Origin of the sequence: Streptomyces sp. NBC_01460, from assembly GCF_036227405.1 — a bacterium.
Classification (GTDB): Bacteria; Actinomycetota; Actinomycetes; order Streptomycetales; family Streptomycetaceae; genus Streptomyces.
The window spans coordinates 707,047-726,791 of sequence record NZ_CP109473.1 but is presented as its reverse complement, the minus strand read 5'-3'; the positions used below and the strand labels follow the sequence as shown (position 1 = coordinate 726,791).

Annotated in this window: 21 protein-coding genes; 9 read left to right on the top strand and 12 right to left on the bottom strand. The window is 70.6% G+C overall.

Going from position 1 to position 19,745, the window contains the following annotated elements; translation table 11 throughout:
* Positions 1-117: 117 nt before the first annotated feature.
* The 5 genes from OG488_RS03330 (at position 118) to OG488_RS03310 (ending at position 5,560) form a co-directional block, all read left to right on the top strand.
* Positions 118-1,653 carry an MFS transporter gene (locus OG488_RS03330; protein ID WP_329238393.1) on the top strand — a complete coding sequence of 512 codons (1,536 nt, stop codon included), beginning with the start codon at positions 118-120 and terminating at the stop codon, positions 1,651-1,653.
* Positions 1,654-1,697: 44 nt separating this feature from the next.
* On the top strand, positions 1,698-2,627 hold the full coding sequence (locus OG488_RS03325; RefSeq protein ID WP_329225727.1) for an oxidoreductase: 930 nt from the start codon (positions 1,698-1,700) through the stop codon (positions 2,625-2,627).
* Positions 2,628-2,764: 137 nt separating this feature from the next.
* A complete protein-coding gene (locus OG488_RS03320) occupies positions 2,765-3,331 on the top strand; it encodes a PadR family transcriptional regulator (RefSeq protein WP_329225725.1) in 567 nt (188 codons plus the stop codon).
* A 48-nt stretch (positions 3,332-3,379) separates the two neighbouring features.
* A complete protein-coding gene (locus OG488_RS03315) occupies positions 3,380-5,098 on the top strand; it encodes an acyl-CoA dehydrogenase family protein (protein WP_329225723.1) in 1,719 nt (572 codons plus the stop codon).
* Between the two features lie 105 nt (positions 5,099-5,203).
* Complete coding sequence (locus OG488_RS03310) at positions 5,204-5,560, top strand: hypothetical protein (protein ID WP_329225721.1); 357 nt, start codon at positions 5,204-5,206, stop codon at positions 5,558-5,560.
* Between the two features lie 47 nt (positions 5,561-5,607).
* Here the strand turns inward: OG488_RS03310 and OG488_RS03305 are convergent, their stop codons facing one another.
* Together OG488_RS03305 and OG488_RS03300 are read right to left on the bottom strand one after the other, a co-directional pair.
* Positions 5,608-6,237: a TMEM175 family protein gene (locus OG488_RS03305; protein ID WP_329225719.1), complete on the bottom strand. Its 630-nt coding sequence runs from the start codon at positions 6,235-6,237 to the stop codon at positions 5,608-5,610.
* A gap of 127 nt (positions 6,238-6,364) precedes the next feature.
* Complete coding sequence (locus tag OG488_RS03300) at positions 6,365-6,625, bottom strand: DUF5133 domain-containing protein (protein ID WP_329225717.1); 261 nt, start codon at positions 6,623-6,625, stop codon at positions 6,365-6,367.
* Positions 6,626-6,817: 192 nt separating this feature from the next.
* Between OG488_RS03300 and OG488_RS03295 the strand changes: the two genes are divergently transcribed.
* Complete coding sequence (locus tag OG488_RS03295) at positions 6,818-7,489, top strand: DUF998 domain-containing protein (RefSeq protein WP_329225715.1); 672 nt, start codon at positions 6,818-6,820, stop codon at positions 7,487-7,489.
* A 118-nt stretch (positions 7,490-7,607) separates the two neighbouring features.
* On the opposite strand, the gene OG488_RS03290 is transcribed toward OG488_RS03295, so the two are convergent.
* From OG488_RS03290 to OG488_RS03280, 3 genes are all read right to left on the bottom strand, one after another.
* Positions 7,608-8,423 carry an SAM-dependent methyltransferase gene (locus OG488_RS03290; RefSeq protein ID WP_329225713.1) on the bottom strand — a complete coding sequence of 272 codons (816 nt, stop codon included), beginning with the start codon at positions 8,421-8,423 and terminating at the stop codon, positions 7,608-7,610.
* A gap of 217 nt (positions 8,424-8,640) precedes the next feature.
* Positions 8,641-9,630, bottom strand: coding sequence for a polysaccharide deacetylase family protein (locus OG488_RS03285; protein ID WP_329225711.1), 990 nt, complete (start codon positions 9,628-9,630; stop codon positions 8,641-8,643).
* A gap of 103 nt (positions 9,631-9,733) precedes the next feature.
* Complete coding sequence (locus tag OG488_RS03280) at positions 9,734-10,729, bottom strand: glycoside hydrolase family 11 protein (RefSeq protein ID WP_443074202.1); 996 nt, start codon at positions 10,727-10,729, stop codon at positions 9,734-9,736.
* A 544-nt stretch (positions 10,730-11,273) separates the two neighbouring features.
* On the opposite strand from OG488_RS03280, the gene OG488_RS03275 reads away from it, so the two are divergent.
* Positions 11,274-11,636 (top strand): hypothetical protein, encoded by a 363-nt coding sequence (locus tag OG488_RS03275; protein WP_329225709.1) that lies wholly within the window; start codon positions 11,274-11,276, stop codon positions 11,634-11,636.
* Positions 11,637-11,722: 86 nt separating this feature from the next.
* On the opposite strand, the gene OG488_RS03270 is transcribed toward OG488_RS03275, so the two are convergent.
* From OG488_RS03270 to OG488_RS03240, 7 genes are all read right to left on the bottom strand, one after another.
* Positions 11,723-12,394: a potassium-transporting ATPase subunit C gene (locus tag OG488_RS03270; protein WP_329225707.1), complete on the bottom strand. Its 672-nt coding sequence runs from the start codon at positions 12,392-12,394 to the stop codon at positions 11,723-11,725.
* Between the two features lie 20 nt (positions 12,395-12,414).
* Entirely contained in the window at positions 12,415-14,508 is a 2,094-nt protein-coding gene (gene kdpB, locus OG488_RS03265; protein WP_329225705.1) for a potassium-transporting ATPase subunit KdpB, read from the bottom strand.
* Positions 14,505-16,169 (bottom strand): potassium-transporting ATPase subunit KdpA, encoded by a 1,665-nt coding sequence (gene kdpA / locus OG488_RS03260; RefSeq protein WP_329225703.1) that lies wholly within the window; start codon positions 16,167-16,169, stop codon positions 14,505-14,507. Before kdpA ends, kdpB begins: the two co-directional genes overlap by 4 nt.
* Positions 16,170-16,177: 8 nt before the next feature.
* A complete protein-coding gene (kdpF, locus tag OG488_RS03255) occupies positions 16,178-16,267 on the bottom strand; it encodes a K(+)-transporting ATPase subunit F (RefSeq protein ID WP_033304754.1) in 90 nt (29 codons plus the stop codon).
* Entirely contained in the window at positions 16,264-16,401 is a 138-nt protein-coding gene (locus OG488_RS03250; protein ID WP_329225699.1) for a hypothetical protein, read from the bottom strand. Before OG488_RS03250 ends, kdpF begins: the two co-directional genes overlap by 4 nt.
* A 191-nt stretch (positions 16,402-16,592) precedes the next feature.
* Complete coding sequence (gene lysA / locus OG488_RS03245) at positions 16,593-17,930, bottom strand: diaminopimelate decarboxylase (protein WP_329225697.1); 1,338 nt, start codon at positions 17,928-17,930, stop codon at positions 16,593-16,595.
* Complete coding sequence (locus OG488_RS03240) at positions 17,927-18,283, bottom strand: SAV_915 family protein (protein ID WP_329225695.1); 357 nt, start codon at positions 18,281-18,283, stop codon at positions 17,927-17,929. Before OG488_RS03240 ends, lysA begins: the two co-directional genes overlap by 4 nt.
* Before the next feature lie 204 nt (positions 18,284-18,487).
* Here OG488_RS03240 and OG488_RS03235 point away from each other — a divergent pair, with 204 nt between their 5' ends.
* Complete coding sequence (locus OG488_RS03235) at positions 18,488-19,036, top strand: AAA family ATPase (protein ID WP_329225694.1); 549 nt, start codon at positions 18,488-18,490, stop codon at positions 19,034-19,036.
* A 134-nt stretch (positions 19,037-19,170) separates the two neighbouring features.
* Positions 19,171-19,740 carry a TetR/AcrR family transcriptional regulator gene (locus OG488_RS03230; protein ID WP_329225692.1) on the top strand — a complete coding sequence of 190 codons (570 nt, stop codon included), beginning with the start codon at positions 19,171-19,173 and terminating at the stop codon, positions 19,738-19,740.
* The last annotated feature ends 5 nt before the right edge of the window (positions 19,741-19,745 follow it).

Sequence of the window (19,745 nt, the reverse complement as noted above, 5' to 3'; positions counted from 1 at the left end):
GGTTCCGGCCCCGTCCAGACTCGGTTCATGCGCACCCACAGGGTTCCCTCGGGCACCGGCGCGGTCGACCCCCCTGCCGGACGGGGCGCCGCCCACCAGACGCTGGCACTCGCGGCGATGCTGTTCGCCGTGTCGATGACGTTCATCGACCAGACGATCGTCTCCATCGCCGCCCCGAGCATCGTCGACGAGCTCGGCCTCTCGTCCTCCGGGATGCAGTGGGTGGTCAACGCGTACCTGCTGTCGCTCGCCGCCTTCTTCGCCCTCGGCGGGCGGCTGTCCGACATCGTCGGCCACAAGCGGGTGATGCTCATCGGCACCCTCCTGTTCGTCGTCTCGTCCGTGCTGTGCGGATGCGTTCCGGCCGGTGACCTCGCACAGACCTGGCTGATCGTCTTCCGCGCCACCCAGGGACTCGGCGCGGCCCTGATGTTCCCGGCCGCGCTCGCCGTCGTCGTCGCCGTCTTCCCGGTGGAGAGGCGTGGCAGGGCACTGGCGCTGTTCTTCGGCCTGTCGGGCGCGCTCACGGCGGTCGGGCCGCTGCTCGGCGGCTGGCTGACCGCCTGGACCTGGCGGGCCATCTTCTGGGTGAACGTACCGATCGCCGTCATCGCCCTGGTCCTCGCGGCCATGGCCCGCATCCCCGGGTCCCGCCGGCGGGAGAAGCTGGACGTGCCCGGTGCGGTGCTGATCGCCGTGGGCATGGGGCTGAGCGTGCTCGGCTTCCAGCAGGCGTCCGCGTGGGGCTGGAGCTCCGTCGCCACCTGGGCCTGCATCGTCGGCGGGCTCGCCCTCCTGGTCGTGTTCTGCCGCTACGAACGCGGGGTCGCCCAGCCGCTCATCACGCTGAAGGTCTTCCGCGACCGGGCGTTCACCGTCGACATGCTCGTCCTCTTCCTCGCGATGCTCGCCTTCGTCCCGGTGTTCTTCTTCGCCTCCGTGTACGCGCAGGTCTCGCTGAGCGCCTCGCCGAACCAGGCCGCGCTGTACCTGCTGTACTTCTTCATCGGCTTCGGCATCGCCTCCCAGTGGGGCGGCCGCATCCTGGACCGGCGCGGAGCCCGGCCGGCGCTGAAGCTCGGCACGGCGCTCGGCGCGGTGGGGTTCGCCCTGTGGGCGAACAAGCTGACCGACCTCTCGATGCACGACCAGTGGCCGTACGCGGCCCTCGCCGGTGCGGGCATCGGCTTCCTCCTCGCACCCGCGTCCACCGACGCGGTCAACCGGTCGATCGGCGCCTCGTACGGTGAGGTCACCGGCATCACCCAGACCGTGCGCAACTACGCGGCCAGCATCGGCATCGCCGTCTTCGGGACGGTCCTCACCCACGTCACCACCGACAAGGTCATGGAGACCCTCACCTCCCGGGGCGTCCCGGCGGGCACGGCGAACGACGCCGCCAGATCGGTCGCGGAGGCCGTCACGGGGAACCCGGACGCCCAGGAACCGGCCGGTGACGGCCGGATCGCCACGCTGATGCGGGACTCCATGGACGCCGTCCGGCTGGACTTCGCGGAGGCGAACCAGTGGGTGTTCTACGGGATGGCCATCGCGCTCGCGGTCGCCTACGTGTGCGCTCATCTGCACCCGGGGACACGGGTGACCGGAGAGACCGCCGCGGAGTCACCCGCGCCGTCCACGACGGGGGAGTGACGCCTCACGGGTGTGCGGCGGCTCCCGCCGGGGAGGCGTGACGCATGCACTCATGGACTCTCGACGACATGCCCGACCTCTCCGGCACCACCGCGGTGGTCACGGGCGCCAACAGCGGGATCGGAGCGGTGACCGCGCTCGCCCTGGCCCGCTCCGGCGCGCGGACGATCCTCGCCTGCCGGGACCCCGAACGCGGCGGGCGCGCCCTGGACGCCGTGCGCCGCGCAGCGCCCGGTTCGGACGCCCGGCTCGTCGGTCTCGACCTGGCGGACCTCTCCTCCGTCGCGGAGGCAGCGGGCCGGATCGCGAAGGAGACCGACGGCAGGCTCGACCTGCTGGTCAACAACGCCGGGGTGATGGCCCTGCCCCCGCTGCGGACGGCCGACGGATTCGAGATGCAGTTCGGCACCAACCACCTCGGCCACTTCGCGCTGACGCACCATCTTCTGCCGCTCCTCGGGGCGGGCACACCCTCGCGGGTCGTGACGGTGTCGTCGCTGGCGCACCGCATCGGGCGCATCGACTTCGCCGGCCTCGACGCGGAACACGGCTACGACAAGTGGCGCGCCTACGCGCAGTCCAAGCTCGCCAACCTGCTCTTCACCGCGGAACTCCAGCGCCGCGCGGACCTGGCGGGCAGGCCGATCCTCTCGCTGGCCGCCCATCCCGGCCTCGCCGCGACGGAGCTCGGACAGGCGGGCCCCCGCCTGGCCGGACGGGCCTGGGCGGCGAAGCTGGAACGGGTCACGCGCCTGTACACCCAGCGCCCGTCGGCCGGTGCGCTCCCCACGCTGTACGCCGCCACCCTGCCCGACGCGCTCGGCGGGAGTTACTACGGCCCCCGTCTGCTCGGCGAGACCAGGGGAGCGCCCGGGCCCGCCCGCATGTCGGCCCGCGCGCAGGACATGGACACGGCCCGCGCCCTGTGGGACGTGTCGGCGCGTCTCACCGGGGCGGACGCCGACGCCATCTGACCGCGTCACCGCCCTCGCCCGTCCCGGTGGAGGAGGGCAAGGGCGGGCGGAGCGGGACCGGACGGCGGCCGGGTGAGGCGCGTCTCACCCGGCCGTCGCCGCTTGCTATGCAACCAGTTGCATAAGACGATCGGGGCATGGCGCTCGAACACGCGATCCTCGTCTCCCTGCTGGAGCAGCCGGGCTCCGGCTACGAGCTGGCCCGGAGGTTCGAGCGGTCCATCGGGTACTTCTGGACCGCCACGCACCAGCAGATCTACCGCGTGCTCAAGCGCATGGAGACCGAAGGCCTGCTCGACGTCCGCGACGTCCCGCAGGAGCGCCGGCCGGACAAGAAGGAGTACTCCGTCGCCGGCCCCGGCCGCGCCGTCCTCGCCGACTGGCTGCACGAGCCGATCGAACCCGAGAGCCTTCGCCACGACCTCGCCGTGAAGATCCGGGGCGCCGCCTTCGACGACCCGGCCGCGCTGCTGAACGAGGTCGAGCGCCACCACCGGGTGCACAGCGACCGCCTCGCGCACTACCTGGCCGGGGAACTCCGTGACTTCACCGGGCCCGGCGCTCCCGCACCGCTCGACGCCGGCCAGGAGCTCCAGCACGTCGTGCTGCGCGGCGGCATCGCGTACGAGCGGATGACGGTCGCCTGGCTCGACGACGTCCTCGCCACCCTCCACAGGCTCGGCACGGCCGGCCCGCATACCTGAACCGTCCCGCACCCTCTCCCGCCCCAACCCCTCGGAAGGCGTATCACCATGGCCGACCCGCTGCTGTTCAACCCGCGTGCCTACGACCCGGCGCACTTCGACCCCGAGACCCGCAGGCTGCTGCGCGCCACCGTCGACTGGTTCGAGTCCCGGGGCCGGCGCCGGCTCGTCGAGGACTACCGGTCCCGCGCCTGGCTGGGGGACTTCCTCGACTTCGCCTCCAAGGAAGGCCTGTTCGCCACCTTCCTCACCCCCGCAGCCGCCGCCGAGCGGGAGGACCAGCGCTGGGACACCGCCCGGATCGCCGCGCTCAACGAGATCTTCGGGTTCTACGGCCTCGACTACTGGTACGCCTGGCAGGTGACCATCCTCGGTCTCGGCCCGGTCTGGCAGAGCGACAACGCCGCCGCCCGCAGCCGGGCGGCACGGCTCCTGGCCGAGGGCGAGGTGTTCGCCTTCGGGCTGTCGGAGAAGACGCACGGCGCCGACATCTACTCCACCGACATGCTCCTGGAGCCGACCGGGGACGGCGGCTTCCTGGCCACCGGCTCCAAGTACTACATAGGCAACGGCAACGCGGCCGGCCTCGTCTCCGTCTTCGGTCGCCGCACCGACGTCGAAGGCCCCGACGGCTACGTCTTCTTCGCGGCCGACAGCCGCCACCCCGCCTACCACCTGGTGAAGAACGTCGTCGACTCCTCCAAGTACGTCAGCGAGTTCCGCCTCGACGGCTACCCGGTCGTCCCCGACGACGTCCTGCACACAGGGCGCGCCGCCTTCGACGCGGCCCTCAACACCGTCAACGTCGGCAAGTTCAACCTCTGCACCGCCTCGATCGGCATCTGCGAGCACGCGATGTACGAGGCCGTCACCCACGCGCACAACCGCATCCTCTACGGCCGCCCCGTGACCGCCTTCCCGCACGTCCGGCGCGAGCTGGCCGACGCGTACGTCCGGCTCGTCGGCATGAAGCTGTTCAGCGACCGCGCCGTCGACTACTTCCGCTCGGCCGGACCCGACGACCGCAGGTACCTGCTCTTCAACCCGATGACGAAGATGAAGGTGACCACCGAGGGCGAGAAGGTCATCGACCTGATGTGGGACGTCATCGCGGCCAAGGGCTTCGAGAAGGACACCTACTTCGCCCAGGCGGCCGTGGAGATCCGCAGCCTGCCCAAGCTGGAGGGAACGGTCCACGTCAACCTCGCCCTCATCCTGAAGTTCATGCGCAACCACCTGCTGGAGCCGGCCGGCTACGAGCCCGTGACGCCCCGTCCGGACGCCGCGGACGACGCGTTCCTCTTCCGGCAGGGGCCGGCCCGCGGCCTCGGCTCCGTACGCTTCCATGACTGGCGCCCGGCCTACGACGCGTACGCCGCCGTGCCCAACGTCGCCCGCTTCCGTGAGCAGGCGAACGCCCTGTGCGCCTTCGTGGCCGAGTCGGCGCCCGACGAACAGCAGAGCCGTGACCTCGACTTCCTGCTGTCGGTCGGCCAGCTCTTCGCACTGGTCGTCCACGGCCAGCTGATCCTGGAGCAGGCCCGGCTGACCGGCCTGGACGAGGACGTGCTCGACGAGCTGTTCTCCGTACTCGTCCGCGACTTCTCCGCGTACGCCGTCGAGCTGCACGGCAAGGACTCCGCCACCGCGGAGCAGCAGGCCTGGGCCATCGCCGCGGTCCGGCGCCCCGTCGTCGACGAGGCCCGCTCGGCGCGCGTCTGGGATCGCGTCGAGGCGCTGTCCGGGGCCTACGAGATGGCCGAGTAGCGCCGCCCGGGTACAAGACCGGGGCCGGACCGCTTCGCCGGCGCTCGTCCGGGCATATGGAAGGTCCGGCAGCCGGATCCGGCCGGCTGCCAGGAGGAGGCGACCATGAACACGGTGTGGATCTGGCAGGCACAGCTGGACCGTTCGCTGGGCGAGGACGTGATCGGTTACGACGTGGAGGCGGCGGACGGGAGCGTGGGCACGGTCATCAGGCTCTCGCCGGTGCCGGGCTACGACCACCTGGTGATCGACGCGGGTGTCTGGAAGTTCGGGAGGAGCGTCGTCGTGCCGGCCGGCATGGTGACCGCGGTCGACGCCGGCGAACGAGTGATCCGGGTCGGGTGCACCAAGGAACAGATCAAGGACGCCCCGCGCTTCGAGCGTGACCAGGACACGGGCGATCTCTTCTACCTGCGAGGGCTCGGCCGGTACTACGAATCCCTGGTCACCCCCGTTGAATGACCGTGGAGCCGGCGCCACCCCTGTCGGTGGCGCCGGTCCCCGCCGTCTCAGGAGGACCGCACCCGGAGGCTCCTGCGGCCGAGTACGGCCTTGACCGGGACGAGCGCCAGCCATGACCACATGGCGGCCGCGGGGGAGACGGCGTAGGCGAGCGGCACGGTGGCACCGAAGACCAGGGCCGTGCCCCCCAGATCGGCGGCGATGGAGCGGGCTGTCCGCTCCGCGGCGTGGTCCTTCGGCCACGACCGGCGCAGTCCGGTCCTCAGCACAGCCAGTTCCAGCAGGTTGGTGATGCTCACCGCGCCCGCGTAGACCGCGACGGCCAAGGGCTGGGAGGCGTACTCGGAGAGGAGCGAGGTCGGGAAGGGGATGAGCGCGATCGCGCCCAGCCAGATGAGCGCGAACCTCAGCGGCGGCGCGTCGAACCGGGGGACCAGCTCCATGATCCGGCGGTGGTCGCGCCAGAAGGCAGCCAGGATCATGAAGCTCAGGGCATAGGCGCCGAGGTCCGGCAGGACGTCCACCACGGCATCCTGGAAGCCCTCGGCAGTCAGGCCCGGAGGCACCCGGACATCGAGCACCAGCAGGGTCATGGCGATCGCGAAGATCCCGTCGGACAGCGCGGTGAGCCGTTCCGTGATCTTCGCTTCACCCGTTCCCGCCCGGCTCTCGTCCACCCGCCCAGCGTCCCGGTGCCGGGGCGGCACAGGGCGGATTAGGCCGACGGCGGGCATGCCGGGCACGTGGCCCGGGGCGGCGGCGGACCGGCGTCGGCGCTGCCGCGCCGACGCCCGGGCGGGAGGGTCAGGCGGTCTGGAGGCTGTCGTCCTGCCTGTCCGCGGGACGGCGAAGCCCGGGGGAGACCGTGGCCCGCATGCCGAGCATGGAGTCCGCGACGTGGAGTGCCTGCTGGACAGCCTGGGTGCCGGTCATCACGCACAGGGTGTAGGCGGCGTCCTCCACGGCCCGGGCGGTCGCCTCGGTGGAGCGGCGGGCATCCTCGATGCGTGCGTCGGCATAGCGGGCCAGAGCCACTCTCAGGTCCTGAGGACTGGGTGTCAGCACAGCGGGTTCTCCTCTGGGTTCGATCCACGTCCGGGGTCCGGAGCACGAGGCCGGCGTCGTCCCGGCCGGCGGTGCGGTTCACACTCCGTCATGTGATCCGGCGTCACGCGTCTACCCGCTCGCGAGCGGAGTACGCTCGCCCGTCAGCGTGTGCGCCGACGGTTGCCGCCGCGGGCGTTCTACCGTTCACCGATGCGATCTGTCCCCTGGTGGGTCCTGTTCTCCTCCTTGAGCGCCCCGATCCTCCTCGTCGGGGGCTGGGCGGTCTCGGCGGAGCTCCAGGGGCCCGCCTATGACCCCGCGTCGACCACGATCAGCGTCCTCGCCGCCGACGGTGCCGCCGGCTACTGGGTGATGACGTCGGCCCTGCTCGCTCTCGGAGCCTGCCACCTGATCACCGCCTGCGGGCTGCGCCCCGCAGCACCGCCCGGACGGGTGGCCCTGGCCGGCGGCGGGCTCTCGGCCATACTGCTGGCCCTGTTCCCGGCGCCGCGCAGCGGCGGCTCGTTCGATCACGGTGTGGTCGTGGCCGTGGGATTCGTCCTGCTCGCCGTGTGGCCGGTCCTGGCCGTGCGGCGCGGCCCCGGTCCCCGGCGGATCACGCCCCTCAGTGAGGCCGGCCCGGGGGCGCAGGCGACGGCCCCGCTCCCCGACAGGTCGGCACCCTGGGGGCTGCGGCCGGCCCCGTCCACGACGGCGGCGGCGCTGATGTGGCTCGGCGGGGCCTGGTTCCTGCTCGCGCTGTTCGTCCTCGACACCGCGGGAGCGGCCGAGCGCGTCATCACGTTCGCGCAGTCGTTCTGGCCGCTCGTCGTGGCCTTCTCCTGCTTCCGGCACACGGACGGCGACGGGCAGCGGACCTGACTCCTGGGCACCCGGGCACCCGGGCGGGAGCGTGGCGGACGGCCCCTCGACGCCCGGTGCCGGAGGGCCCGCCCGCAGACGGGCCCTCCGGCACCGGGCGTCGAGGGGGTGGTGCGGGCTACGGCTTGCGGCCCACCGCCACGTAACCGGCGCTGATGATGTCGTCCTGGCCGGGGACCGGTTCGCCCAGCTCGGGATGCCAGGCCTCGCCGGCCACGATGCCCGGCTCGACGAGCTCGAGTCCGTCGAAGAAGCGGGAGAACTGGTCACGGGTGCGGGGCGCCAGCGTGAGCGTGTTCGCCTTGTACATCTCGTCGACCTTGCGGGCCTCGGCCGGGTGGAAGTCGGCCGTGACGTGGGAGATCACCACATGGCTGCCCGGTGCGAGCACGCCGGTCAGCCGGTCCACCAGCTCGTACGCGCCGTCCTCGTCACTCACGAAGTGCAGCAGCGCGATCATCGAGAGGGCGACCGGCCGGCTGAAGTCGAGTGTCTTGCCCGCGCGTTCGAGAATGGCGTCCACATCCCTGGCGTCCGCCTGGACGTAGTCGATGGCGCCCTCGTCGGTTCCCTTCAGCAGGGCCCCGGCGTGCGCCAGGACGATCGGGTCGTTGTCGCAGTAGACGACCCGGGTGTCGGGCGCCGCCTGCTGGGCCACCTGGTGGAGGTTGGGTTCGGTGGGTATCCCGGTGCCGATGTCCAGGAACTGCCGGATCCCGTTGTCCGTCAGCCATCGGGTGGCGCGGTGCATGAAGGCCCGGTTCACCTTCGCCATGACCGGGACCCCGGGTTCGACGGCCAGCATCTGACGGCCCATGGCCTCGTCCACCGGGTAGTTGTCCTTGCCCCCGAGGAACCAGTCGTACATCCGGGCGGGATGAGGTCTGCTGGTGTCGATGCGCAGGGCGGGGGCATCGTTCTCCGGTCGGGACATGGCGGACTCCTGGATGGGCGCGGCAGCGGTTGATCAGCTTGCGAACAGAATAGGGAACGTGAGCGTCGATCATGTCGCTCCCACGACAACTCATGTGTCGTAGAAGGTCACTTCGCGACAGTTGTCGCCTACGTGCTGGATCGTCGTACCGGCCGGGCCGGTGGGTACGACGGGCAGGGCCGCCGTACCCACCGACCCGGCCGGTGTGCCGTGCCGGTCAGCCGGTGCTGCAGGAGACGGGCGGCCAGGTCCAGTTGCCGTTGGCCTGGATGGTGGCGCCCCAGGTGTTGCCGCTGCCGTTGGGTTTGGCGGTCAGGGTCTGTGCGCTGGGGTAGGTGGCGGTGGTGTTCCAGGTGGAGAGGACCTTGGCGGGGGAGGGGACGTTCATGGTGACGGTCCAGTTGCTGGAGCCGGTGACCGAGACGTTGAGGTTGTAGCGGTCGCTCCACTTGCTGCCCGCGGTCACGGTGGCGGTGCAGCCACCACCACCGCCACCTCCGGTGCCGCCGCTGTCGGGTGCCACGGCGCGGCCCGTCTGCGGGGAGATCATGCCGGCGCACAGTCCTCGGCTCGCCAGGCCCTGGGCGATGCGCGGGATCGCGGCGAGCGTGTTGGCCGGCCAGTCGTGCATGAGGATGATCTGGCCGTTGGTGAGCCGGGCGTTCGCCGCCACGATCGCGTCCGTGCTCGCGTTGTTCCAGTCCTGCGAGTCGACGTCCCAGATGATCTGGGTGAGTCCGTACGCGGCCGCTGCCGCCTGCACGGTCGCGTTGGTCTCACCGTACGGGGGGCGGAAGAGCTTCGGCGTGCCGCCACCGCCGGCGGCGATCGCCTGCTGCGTGCGGGAGAGCTCGGAGTCGACCTGGGCCCGGCTCTGCTGGATCAGGTGCGGGTGGGTGTAACTGTGGTTGCCGACCCACATGCCGGCGTCGACCTGCGCCCGGACCTGGGCCGGGTCGGAGGCGGCGTACTGCCCCTGGTTGAACATCGTGGCGCGCAGACCGTTCTGCTTCAGGGCGTTGAGCAGGGCGGGCGTACTGCCGGACGGGCCGTCGTCGAAGGTGAGGCCGACGTACCCGTTGCAGGCCGCGGACGGGGCGGCGTGCGAGGGAGTGGTGTCGACGGCGACCGTGGCGGTCGCGGCCGTCGCGGCGACGGCCAGGGCCGTGGTCACCGTCCGGAGGGACAGGCGTGGCGTGATGCGCATGCGGGTGTCCTTCGCTTCCTGGTGGACGAGGGGAACGGGGCGGTTGCGGGGCGGCGGGCACGGGCCGCCGCCCCGCCGGTGCGAGGGGTCCGTCGCCCGGCTGTCAGCCGGTGCTGCAGGAGACGGTCGGCCAGGTCCAGTTGCCGTTGGCCTGGATGGTGGCGCCCCAGGTGTTGCCGCTGCCGTTGGGTTTGGCGGTCAGGGTCTGTGCGCTGGGGTAGGTGGCGGTGGTGTTCCAGGTGGAGAGGACCTTGGCGGGGGAGGGGACGTTCATGGTGACGGTCCAGTTGCTGGAGCCGGTGACCGAGACGTTGAGGTTGTAGCGGTCGCTCCACTTGTCGCCCGCGGTCACGGTGGCGGTGCAGCCGCCACCGCCCCCGCCACCACCGCCGCCGCCCGAGGTGCCGCCCACGGTGATCTGGGAACTGCCGCTGCTCTGGTAGCCCTCGGTGGCCATGATCATGTAGTTGAAGGTGCCGAGGTTCATGCCGTTCCTGGCCCACGCGTCGAAGTGGTTGCCGGTGGTGATGGTTCCACCGGTCCGCTTCGACTGACGGACGCTCCAGAACTGCTTGAACGTGCGCGTGCCCTCGATGGAGGGGGCGTTGACGCGGGTCGTCTCGTAGATGTCGTACGTTCCGCCGTCGCTGGTGACCGTTCCCTTGAACGTGCCCGTCGGGCGGTAGGTGCCCCAGTTGTCGACGATGTAGTACTCCACGAGGGGGTTCGTCGACCACCCGTAGAGGGTCAGGTACGCGTTGCCGGACGGGTTGAAGGTGCCGGAGTAGGTGACGCTCCTGCGTCCGCCCGTGCTCCAGCCCTTGCCCGCCACGAAGTTCCCGGTGTTGCTCCAGGAAGTGCCGTAGCCGCCGCCGGATGCCAGGTTCATCGAGACCGAACCGGGGCTGTCGGTCCAGAAGGAGTAGTAGTACCCGTTGTCCGTGCCGGTCTGGTTCGAGTTGACGACCGTGTCGGCGCTGGCGGCGCCGGGCAGGGCGAGTACGGCCATCGCGGCCGTCGCCGCGGCTAAGGCATTGCGGATGAACCGTCTGAACCGGCCGGGTGTGCGGCTCGTCGACTGTGCGGGTGCGTCGTTCATGTGCGTGCTGTCCTCCTCGTGCTCGTGAGGCCGGGTGGGGGGCCGGGCAGCGCGGGACGCCCTCTGTGGGGGTGTCGATGGAGCAGACGAAGGCGCCGACCGTGCGTCGGTGTCGCACGACCCGCCGGACCGGCCGGTCGTCACGCCTCGGCGACCGGCCTGAGTACCGGGTCGGGGTGGACCCGGATCGACAGTGGTTGAGGTCTGTCGACGCCGAACAGTGTTGATCTGGGGCAGTCGGGTGTCAATAGTTTCGTCATGGATTACGAAAGCGTCGATCAGGGATCGTTGGTGATCCGTGGGAATAATTCCAGTTCAATGAGGGTGAGAACCGATTAGATCTCTCATGATGACGAAGCTGCGAAAAATGGTCTTCGGAAAACAGGGTGCTCGATTTCGAAACATTCGAAGACTTTCGGCTGTGTTGCGGTCCCGTCCGGACCTGTGGCGCGGCGCCCCGCCTTACCTTTCGCACGCCCGCGTCGTCGAGTCGGTGAGACCTCACCGATCAGATGCCCCCAGGGGCGGAACAGGGGACCGTGACATGGCCACCCAGGCGACCGCACAGCGCAGCTTCTCGTTTCTGCAGATCGCGATCACCCTGCAGACCTTGACCATCTTTCTTCAAGCGGTCTCCGCCGGACTGCTGCTGACCTCGTCCTACGGAGAGACGCTGCACAGCGTCGGCGCCCGCGTGATGTACGGGGCGTCGATGCTGTACGTGCTCGCGGCGGTGCTGGCATGGAAGCCGGGCGGGGGGTCGCCCCGGCCTGTCCTGCACGCCTCCGGGTTCCTCGTCCTCGCCTCGGTGCAGGTCGCGCTCGGCATCGCGCACGTACCGGCGGTCCATCTCCCCCTGGGAGTGCTGATGTTCGGGCTGAGTGTGCTCGCGCTGGCACGGCGCTGAGTCCGGGCAGGCACAGGCCGGAGCTCCCGGCGGTCGTTCCGCCGGGAGCCCCTTCCCCGTGTTCTCACCCCGTCGGCGCCGAGTCGTCAGCGCACGGCCTTGAGGGCGTTGTTGAGTTCCAGCACGTTGACGCGGGGCTCGCCCATGAACCCGAGAGTGCGGCCCTCGGTGTGCTCGTCCACGAGCTCCGCCACCCGGTGCACGGGGAGACCGTTCCGCTCGGCGACCCGGTGGACCTGAAGTTCCGCGTACGCCGGGGAGATGTCCGGGTCGAGGCCCGAGCCGGAGGAGGTGACGGCGTCGGCCGGGACGTCCTGGGGCAGCACCTTGTGGTCAGGGGTGGAATTGTCCGCCACGACGGCGGCCTTCGCCTCGGTGACCCAGGTGATCAGCTCGGCGTTGTCCGCGGCGCGGTTGGTGGCACCGGAGAGGATCAGTGAGTACCGGAGGTTGACGCTGTTGCCGCCCAGGCCGTTCGAGGGGCGGGGCTGGAACCACCTCAGGTCCGGCCTCACCGCCTCGTCCGGGTCGTCGGGATTCCGCTTCGGCAGGTCGTAGGTCTGCCCGATCAGCGAGGACCCGACGGTGCGGCCGCTTTCGTCGCTGATCTCGGAACCGTTCGCCTTGCCGCTGAAGAGCGCCTGCGCGACGCCCGTGACGGCCAGCGGGTAGAGGACGCCGCAGACGACGCTCAGCACGAGAAGGGCGCGCAGCCCCGCTCCGAGCAGCCGGGCGGTGTTCTTGAGAGAGGTGTTCATGGCTGGTCAGCCGTTCTGGTTCAGGAGAGCCCGGGAATGAGGGAGATGAGCATGTCGATGATCTTGATGCCGATGAACGGGGCCACCAGGCCGCCGAGCCCGTAGATCCCGAGGTTGCGGCGGAGCATCCTGTCGGCGCCGGCCGGCCGGTACCGGACCCCCTTGAGGGCGAGCGGGACGAGGGCGACGATGATCAGCGCGTTGAAGACGACGGCCGACAGGATCGCGGACTCCGGCGACGCCAGGCCCATCACGTTGAGCTTGTCCAGGCCCGGGTACACCACCGCGAACATGGCCGGGATGATCGCGAAGTACTTCGCGACGTCGTTGGCGATGGAGAACGTGGTCAGGGCGCCGCGCGTGATGAGGAGCTGCTTGCCGATCGCGACGATCTCGATCAGCTTGGTGGGGTCGGAGTCCAGGTCCACCATGTTCCCGGCCTCCTTGGCGGCCGAGGTGCCGGTGTTCATCGCCACGCCGACGTCCGCCTGGGCGAGCGCGGGGGCGTCGTTGGTGCCGTCCCCCGTCATCGCGACGAGCTTGCCGCCCGCCTGTTCCCGCTTGATGAGGGCCATCTTGTCCTCGGGCGTGGCCTCGGCGAGGAAGTCGTCGACCCCCGCCTCCTCGGCGATCGCCTTGGCCGTCAGCGGGTTGTCACCCGTGATCATGACGGTCCTGATGCCCATCCGGCGCAGCTCGGTGAAGCGCTCCCGCATGCCGTCCTTGACGACGTCCTTGAGGTGGACGACCCCCAGGATCCGGGCCCCCTTCGCGTCCTCGACCGCGACCAGCAGCGGTGTGCCGCCCGCCTCGGAGATCCGGTCGGCGAGCGGGCCGGCGTCGTCGGCCACGTGGCCGCCCCGCTCCCTCACCCACGCGACGACCGAACCGGCCGCGCCCTTGCGGGCCTTGAGGCCGTCGACGTCCACCCCCGACATGCGGGTCTGCGCCGTGAAGGCGACCCAGGTGGCACGGACGAGCTCGCCCTGGTGGCGTTCGCGCAGACCGTACGCCTCCTTCGCGAGCACCACGATCGACCGGCCCTCAGGAGTCTCGTCGGCGAGCGAGGACAGCTGCGCGGCGTCGGCCAGCTCCGCCTCGGTCGCGCCCCTGACCGGGACGAACTCCGCGGCCTGCCGATTGCCGAGCGTGATGGTGCCGGTCTTGTCGAGCAGCAGCGTCGAGACGTCACCCGCCGCCTCCACGGCGCGCCCCGACATGGCCAGGACGTTGCGCTGGACGAGGCGGTCCATGCCCGCGATGCCGATCGCGGAGAGGAGCGCGCCGATCGTCGTCGGGATCAGACAGACCAGCAGAGCGGTGAGGACGATCAACGACTGCCCGGCGCCGGCGTGGATGGCGAAGGGCTGGAGCGTCACGACGGCGAGGAGGAAGACGATGGTCAGCGAGGCCAGCAGGATGTTGAGCGCGATCTCGTTGGGGGTCTTCTGCCGGGCCGCCCCCTCCACCAGGGCGATCATCCGGTCGATGAAGGTCTCGCCCGGCTTGGTGGTGATCCTGACGACGATCCGGTCGGACAGGACCTTCGTGCCGCCCGTGACGGCACTGCGGTCGCCACCGGACTCCCTGATCACCGGAGCCGATTCGCCGGTGATGGCGGACTCGTCGACGGACGCGACCCCTTCGACGACGTCACCGTCACCCGGGATGGTGTCGCCGGCCTCGCAGACGACCAGGTCGCCGACGCGCAGCTCCGTCCCGGGCACCTCCACCTCGTCACGGCCGTCCAGACGGCGGGCGACCGTGTCCGTCCTGGCGTTGCGCAGGGTGTCCGCCTGAGCCTTTCCGCGGCCTTCGGCCACCGCCTCGGCGAGGTTGGCGAAGACCGTCGTCAGCCAGAGCCAGGCAGTGATGGCCCAGCCGAACCAGTCACCCGGATCCCGGAGTGCCAGCAGCGTGGTGACCACCGAGCCGACGAGCACCACGAACATGACGGGGGACTTGATCATGATGCGCGGATCGAGCTTCCTCACCGCGTCGGGGAAGGACGTGAGCAGCTGCTTCGGGTCGAAGAGACCCCCGCCGACACGGCCCGGCCCGGCGCCTGCCGACGGGTCCTCGTGCGGGGCACGGGTGGGGGTGACGGTGCTCATGAGGCGAGTCCTTCGGCGAGCGGACCCAGCGCCAGGGCCGGGAAGTAGGTCAGACCGGTGATGATGAGGATCGTTCCGACGAGCAGGCCCGCGTAGAGCGGCTTGTCCGTCCGCAGGGTGCCCGCCGTGGCCGGGACGGGGCGCTGCTCGGCGAGCGAGCCGGCCAGGGCCAGGACGAACACGATCGGGAGGAAGCGGCCGAGCAGCATCGCGATGCCGATGGTGGTGTTGAACCACTGCGTGTCGGCGTTGAGCCCGGCGAAGGCGGAGCCGTTGTTGTTGGCGCCGGAGGTGTAGGCGTAGAGGATCTCGGAGAATCCGTGCGCGCCGCTGTTGGTCATCGAGTGGGGCGGAGTGGGCAGCGCCGTCGCGAGGGCGGTGAAGCAGAGCACCAGCGCCGGGGTGATCAGGATGTAGCACGCCGCGAGCTTGATCTGGCGGGTCCCGATCCTCTTGCCGAGGTACTCGGGGGTGCGGCCGACCATGAGGCCCGCGATGAACACCGCGATGACCGCCATCACGAGCATGCCGTAGAGGCCGGAGCCGACGCCGCCGGGGGCGATCTCACCCAGCTGCATGCCCAGCATGGTGATCCCGCCTCCGAGCCCCGTGTACGAGGAGTGGAAGGAGTTGACCGCGCCGGTCGACGTCAGGGTGGTCGCCACGGCGAAGATCGACGACCCGCCGATGCCGAAGCGGGTCTCCTTGCCCTCCATGGCTCCGCCGGCGATCTCGAGCGCCGGACCGTGGTGGGCGAACTCCGTCCACATCATCAGGGCCGTGAACGCGATCCAGATGGTGGCCATCGTGGCCAGGATCGCGTAGCCCTGCCGCAGGCTGCCGACCAGACGGCCGAACGTGCGGGTCAGCGCCGACGGGATCAGGAGGATCAGGAAGATCTCGAAGAGGTTGGAGAACGGCGTCGGATTCTCGAAGGGGTGGGCGGAGTTGGCGTTGAAGTAACCGCCACCGTTCGTCCCCAGCTCCTTGATGACCTCCTGCGAGGCGACCGCGCCCCCGTTCCACTGCTGGGCGGAGCCGGTGAACTGTCCGACCTCGTGGATGCCGGAGAAGTTCTGGATGACACCACATGCCACCAGCACGATCGCGCCGACCACCGCGATCGGCAGCAGGATCCGCAGCGTGCCGCGCACCAGGTCGGTCCAGAAGTTGCCGAGTTCACCGGTGCGCGAGCGCGCGAACCCGCGTACCAGGGCCACGGCGACCGCCATGCCGACCGCGGCCGAGACGAAGTTCTGCACCGCGAGGCCGCCCGTCTGCACGACGTGGCCCATGGCCTGTTCGCCGTAGTACGACTGCCAGTTGGTGTTCGCCACGAAGGACGCCGCGGTGTTGAACGCCTGGTCCGGGTCGATCGACGCGAAGCCGAGCGATCCGGGCAGTGCGCCCTGGAAGCGCTGGAGCGCATAGAGGAAAAGGACGCTCACAGCGGAGAACGCGAGTACGCCGCGCAGATAGGCGGGCCAGTGCATCGAGGCCGACGGATTGGCTCCGATAGCACGGTAGATCCACTTCTCCGGCCTGTAGTGCTTTTCGGAGGAGTAGACCCGGGCCATGTAGTCACCGAGCGGACGGTATGCCAGTGCCAGCGCGGCTGTCAGCGCGAGCAACTGGAGCACACCAGCTGTTACGGGGCTCATATCGGGCTTCAGAACCTCTCCGGGTACACAAGCGCAAGGACGAGGTAGACCAGCAGGGAGACGGCCACGACCAGGCCGGCGATGTTCTCGGCGGTCACAGCTTCGTCACCCCCCTCGCGATGAGAGCCACCAGCGCGAAGACCGCGATCGTGGTGACGACGAAGGCCAGGTCGGCCATCGTGAGCTCCTGAATGAAGTGAACGAATTGGAATCGGCCGGTGCGGCCGCTCAAAAGCAAAGCGCAGGGTCGGCTGTGCGTAATGCCCCTTTGACGGGCTCCATACGGGCGCGGCGGAATTCTTGACGCCGTCCGTACGGGAGGGTTTTCGGGCAGGCGTACGCCACCCCTTTCCGTATCGGTCCTCACCCGCGGACGTGATATCGGAGAGGGGCGGCGGCGCCCTTCTGTGTTCCGGCCCTGACCTACTCCCCGACGTCCCGGCCGCGGAAATCGTCGAGGGTCTCCCGGCGTACCAGCAGCCGGGCGGATCCGTCGGCGACCGCCACCATCGGGGGCCGGCCGACCATGTTGTACCCGGAGGCCATGGACAGGTGGTAGGCGCCCGCCACGGGTACGGCGAGGAGGTCGCCGGGCCGTATGTCGCCCGGGAGCTCCACGTCGGCGGCGAGTACGTCGCCCGCCTCGCAGTGCCGGCCGACCACCGTGGCCGTCGTCGGCGCGGCGGGGGAGCGGCGGCCGATCAGGCGTGGCGCGTAGCGGGCCCCGTACAGGGCGGGCCGGGGGTTGTCGCTCATGCCCCCGTCGACGGCCACGAACACCTGACCGCCCGTGTGTTTGACGGCCAGGACCCGGTAGAGCACCACCCCGGCCGGCCCCGTGATCGCCCGGCCGGGCTCGATGACGAGCCGGGGTGCGTCGAGGCCCGCCGACGCGCAGGCCGACGCGAGTGCGCAGCGCAGTTCGCGGGCGAGGGCCGAGAGGTCGAGTGCGGGCTCGCCGGGCCGGTACGGGACGCCGTGGCCGCCACCCATGTCGAGCTCGGGCAGCGCGATGCCGTGGACGTCGCGGATACTGGCCATCAGACCCACCACACGGCGCAGGGAGGCGACGTACGGCTCGACCTCGGTGATCTGTGAGCCGATGTGGCAGTGCAGGCCGGTCAGCCGGAGCTGCGGCTGGCTCAGGATGCGGGCGACCGCGTGTTCCGCCGACCCGTCCGCCAGGGAGAGCCCGAACTTCTGGCCGTCCGTACCGGTGCGGATCTTCTCGTGCCCGCCGGCGGAGACGCCGGGCGTCACCCGGAGCATCACCCGCTGGTGGCCGTGCGGCCCCACGGCCGCGGCGAGCCGCGCGATCTCCGAGGGACTGTCGATGACGATCGTGCCGACCCCCAGCCGCAGGGCCGTCTCCAGGTCGCGGGGCGACTTCGCGTTGCCGTGCATGATGACGCGCTCCGGCGGGAAGCCGCTGGTGACCGCGAGTTCCAGCTCGCCCGCCGAGCACACGTCCAGCCCGAGGCCCTCGTCGCGTACCCAGCGGATGACGGCCCGGCACAGCAGCGCCTTGGCGGCGTACATCACGTGGGCGTCGGGGAAGGCGGCCCGGTACGCGCGGCAGCGGGCGCGTACCTCCGACTCGTCCAGGACGTAGACCGGTGTGCCGAAACGGTGGGCGACCTCGGTCAGGGCCACCCCGCCGACCACGACGTCTCCGTCCGCCTGCCGCCGGGTGGACACCGGCCATACGGCCAGGTCGTCGGCGTCCGCAGCGGTCGTCCCGGGGACGAGAGCCGTGGTCATGACGCCGTCCCCGTGCTCAGGGCCCGTACCGGGAGACGGCCGGGCCGGTGCTCCGGCGGGGCGACGGGGTGCGCCGACAGGGCCGGGTCGACTGTCAGCAGGTCCGCGCCGAGCGGCGCGCAGAGGGCCCGCAGCAGGCCCTCCGACAGCCGGATGGACGCCTGGTTCCCGCCCAGTGTCCGGGCCAGCCGGTCCAGGGTCGTGAAGCCGACGGCCGTGCGTGTGCCCAGGGGAGTGCGGAACAGCCTGATCGCCGTCCCCGCTCCGTCTCCCGGCCGGACGGGCACGTACAGACGCCCGGCCGGGAGCGGTTCCTCGGGCTCGGGATCACTTTCGTACCGGAACAGACACATGGGGCCCTCCTGGGGTTCTCCGACGGTGGCGCCCCGGATGCGGGGAGGCGGTCCGGGGCGATGCACCGAAGCTATCCCCGCGACGGCACCCCACGGCCCGGCCCCTGACGGCACCTTGACGTTCGACGGTCCTGTCCATACACCTCCCTGACGGGCACGCGTGCGCGTTACCGTGGGGCGTTCCCGAGGGAGAGGAGGGGCCGTGTGAACGCCGAACCGGGCCCCGCGGTCGTCCTGATCACCGGAGTGATGGCGGCGGGGAAGTCGACCGTGGCCCAGCTCCTGGCCGAGCGTCTGCCGCGGGCGGCGCACGTGCGGGGCGACCTGTTCCGCCGCATGATCGTCTCAGGCCGGGAGGAGCTGATGCCCGAGGAGACCGAGGAGGCCAGGGCCCAACTGGACCTGCGCCAAAGGCTCTCCGCACTCGTGGCCGACGAGTACGCGCGTGCGGGATGGACCGCGATCGTCCAGGACATCGTCATCGGCGAGGACCTGGAGCGATACGTCGCGAGGGTGCGCACACGGCCGCTGTACGTCGTCGTGCTCGCACCCTCCACCGAGGCGGTGCGGGCCAGGGAGGCGGCGCGGCACAAGACCGGGTACGGCGCCTGGACGGTCGAGGCCCTCGATCGCGGCCTCCGTGAGGAGACACCGGACATCGGGCTGTACGTCGACACCTCGCGGCAGACACCGGACGAGACGGTCGCGACGATCCTGGCCGGTCTCGCCCAGGCCCGTATCTCCACGGACTGAGCGGCCCGGCGTCCACGTCGGCCGTCCACCTCGGCCGGGATGGCCGATACCCTCTTCGCGGCTAGGTAGTGTTGCGATTTGCCTAATGGTATTAGGTAAACGCATAATCGAATCTGCCGGAGGGAAGGGTGGCCATGGCCAGAGCAGGACTGACCGCAGAACGCCTGACGCAGGCCGGGGCGGACATGGCCGACGAGGTCGGCTTCGACAAGGTGACCGTCGCGGCACTCGCCCGGCAGTTCGGTGTCAAGGACGCGAGTCTCTACTCGCATCTGAAGAACTCGCAGGACCTCAGGACGAGGATCGCCCTGCTGGCCCTGGCCGAACTCGCCGACCGCGTCGCCGCGGCGCTTGCCGGGCGTGCGGGCAAGGACGCGCTGGAGGCGTTCGCGAACGCCTACCGCGACTACGCCAGGGAGCACCCGGGCCGTTACGCCGCGGCGCAGCTCAGGCTCGACCCGGAAGCGGCCGCCGCCAGCGCCGGAGCCCGGCACGCCCAGATGACGCGGGCGATCCTGCGCGGCTACGACCTGACGGAGCCGGACCAGACGCACGCGGTCCGGCTGCTCGGCAGCGTCTTCCACGGCTACATCAGCCTGGAGTCCGGCGGAAGCTTCAGCCACAGCGCCCCCGGCACCCAGGAGACCTGGTCGCGGGTCCTGGACGCACTCGACGCCCTGCTGCGGAACTGGCCCGACTCCTGACGCTC

What these genes read in the sequence shown, in the direction of transcription:
- OG488_RS03330 (WP_329238393.1), top strand. Translation starts at nt 118, where the DNA reads ATGCTGTTCGCCGTGTCGATGACGTTCATCGACCAGACGATCGTCTCC.
- OG488_RS03325 (WP_329225727.1), top strand. Translation starts at nt 1,698, where the DNA reads ATGCACTCATGGACTCTCGACGACATGCCCGACCTCTCCGGCACCACC.
- OG488_RS03320 (WP_329225725.1), top strand. Translation starts at nt 2,765, where the DNA reads ATGGCGCTCGAACACGCGATCCTCGTCTCCCTGCTGGAGCAGCCGGGC.
- OG488_RS03315 (WP_329225723.1), top strand. Translation starts at nt 3,380, where the DNA reads ATGGCCGACCCGCTGCTGTTCAACCCGCGTGCCTACGACCCGGCGCAC.
- OG488_RS03310 (WP_329225721.1), top strand. Translation starts at nt 5,204, where the DNA reads ATGAACACGGTGTGGATCTGGCAGGCACAGCTGGACCGTTCGCTGGGC.
- OG488_RS03295 (WP_329225715.1), top strand. Translation starts at nt 6,818, where the DNA reads ATGCGATCTGTCCCCTGGTGGGTCCTGTTCTCCTCCTTGAGCGCCCCG.
- OG488_RS03290 (WP_329225713.1), bottom strand. Translation starts at nt 8,423, where the DNA reads ATGTCCCGACCGGAGAACGATGCCCCCGCCCTGCGCATCGACACCAGC.
- OG488_RS03285 (WP_329225711.1), bottom strand. Translation starts at nt 9,630, where the DNA reads ATGCGCATCACGCCACGCCTGTCCCTCCGGACGGTGACCACGGCCCTG.
- OG488_RS03280 (WP_443074202.1), bottom strand. Translation starts at nt 10,729, where the DNA reads ATGAACGACGCACCCGCACAGTCGACGAGCCGCACACCCGGCCGGTTC.
- OG488_RS03275 (WP_329225709.1), top strand. Translation starts at nt 11,274, where the DNA reads ATGGCCACCCAGGCGACCGCACAGCGCAGCTTCTCGTTTCTGCAGATC.
- OG488_RS03270 (WP_329225707.1), bottom strand. Translation starts at nt 12,394, where the DNA reads ATGAACACCTCTCTCAAGAACACCGCCCGGCTGCTCGGAGCGGGGCTG.
- kdpB (WP_329225705.1), bottom strand. Translation starts at nt 14,508, where the DNA reads ATGAGCACCGTCACCCCCACCCGTGCCCCGCACGAGGACCCGTCGGCA.
- kdpA (WP_329225703.1), bottom strand. Translation starts at nt 16,169, where the DNA reads ATGAGCCCCGTAACAGCTGGTGTGCTCCAGTTGCTCGCGCTGACAGCC.
- lysA (WP_329225697.1), bottom strand. Translation starts at nt 17,930, where the DNA reads ATGACCACGGCTCTCGTCCCCGGGACGACCGCTGCGGACGCCGACGAC.
- OG488_RS03240 (WP_329225695.1), bottom strand. Translation starts at nt 18,283, where the DNA reads ATGTGTCTGTTCCGGTACGAAAGTGATCCCGAGCCCGAGGAACCGCTC.
- OG488_RS03230 (WP_329225692.1), top strand. Translation starts at nt 19,171, where the DNA reads ATGGCCAGAGCAGGACTGACCGCAGAACGCCTGACGCAGGCCGGGGCG.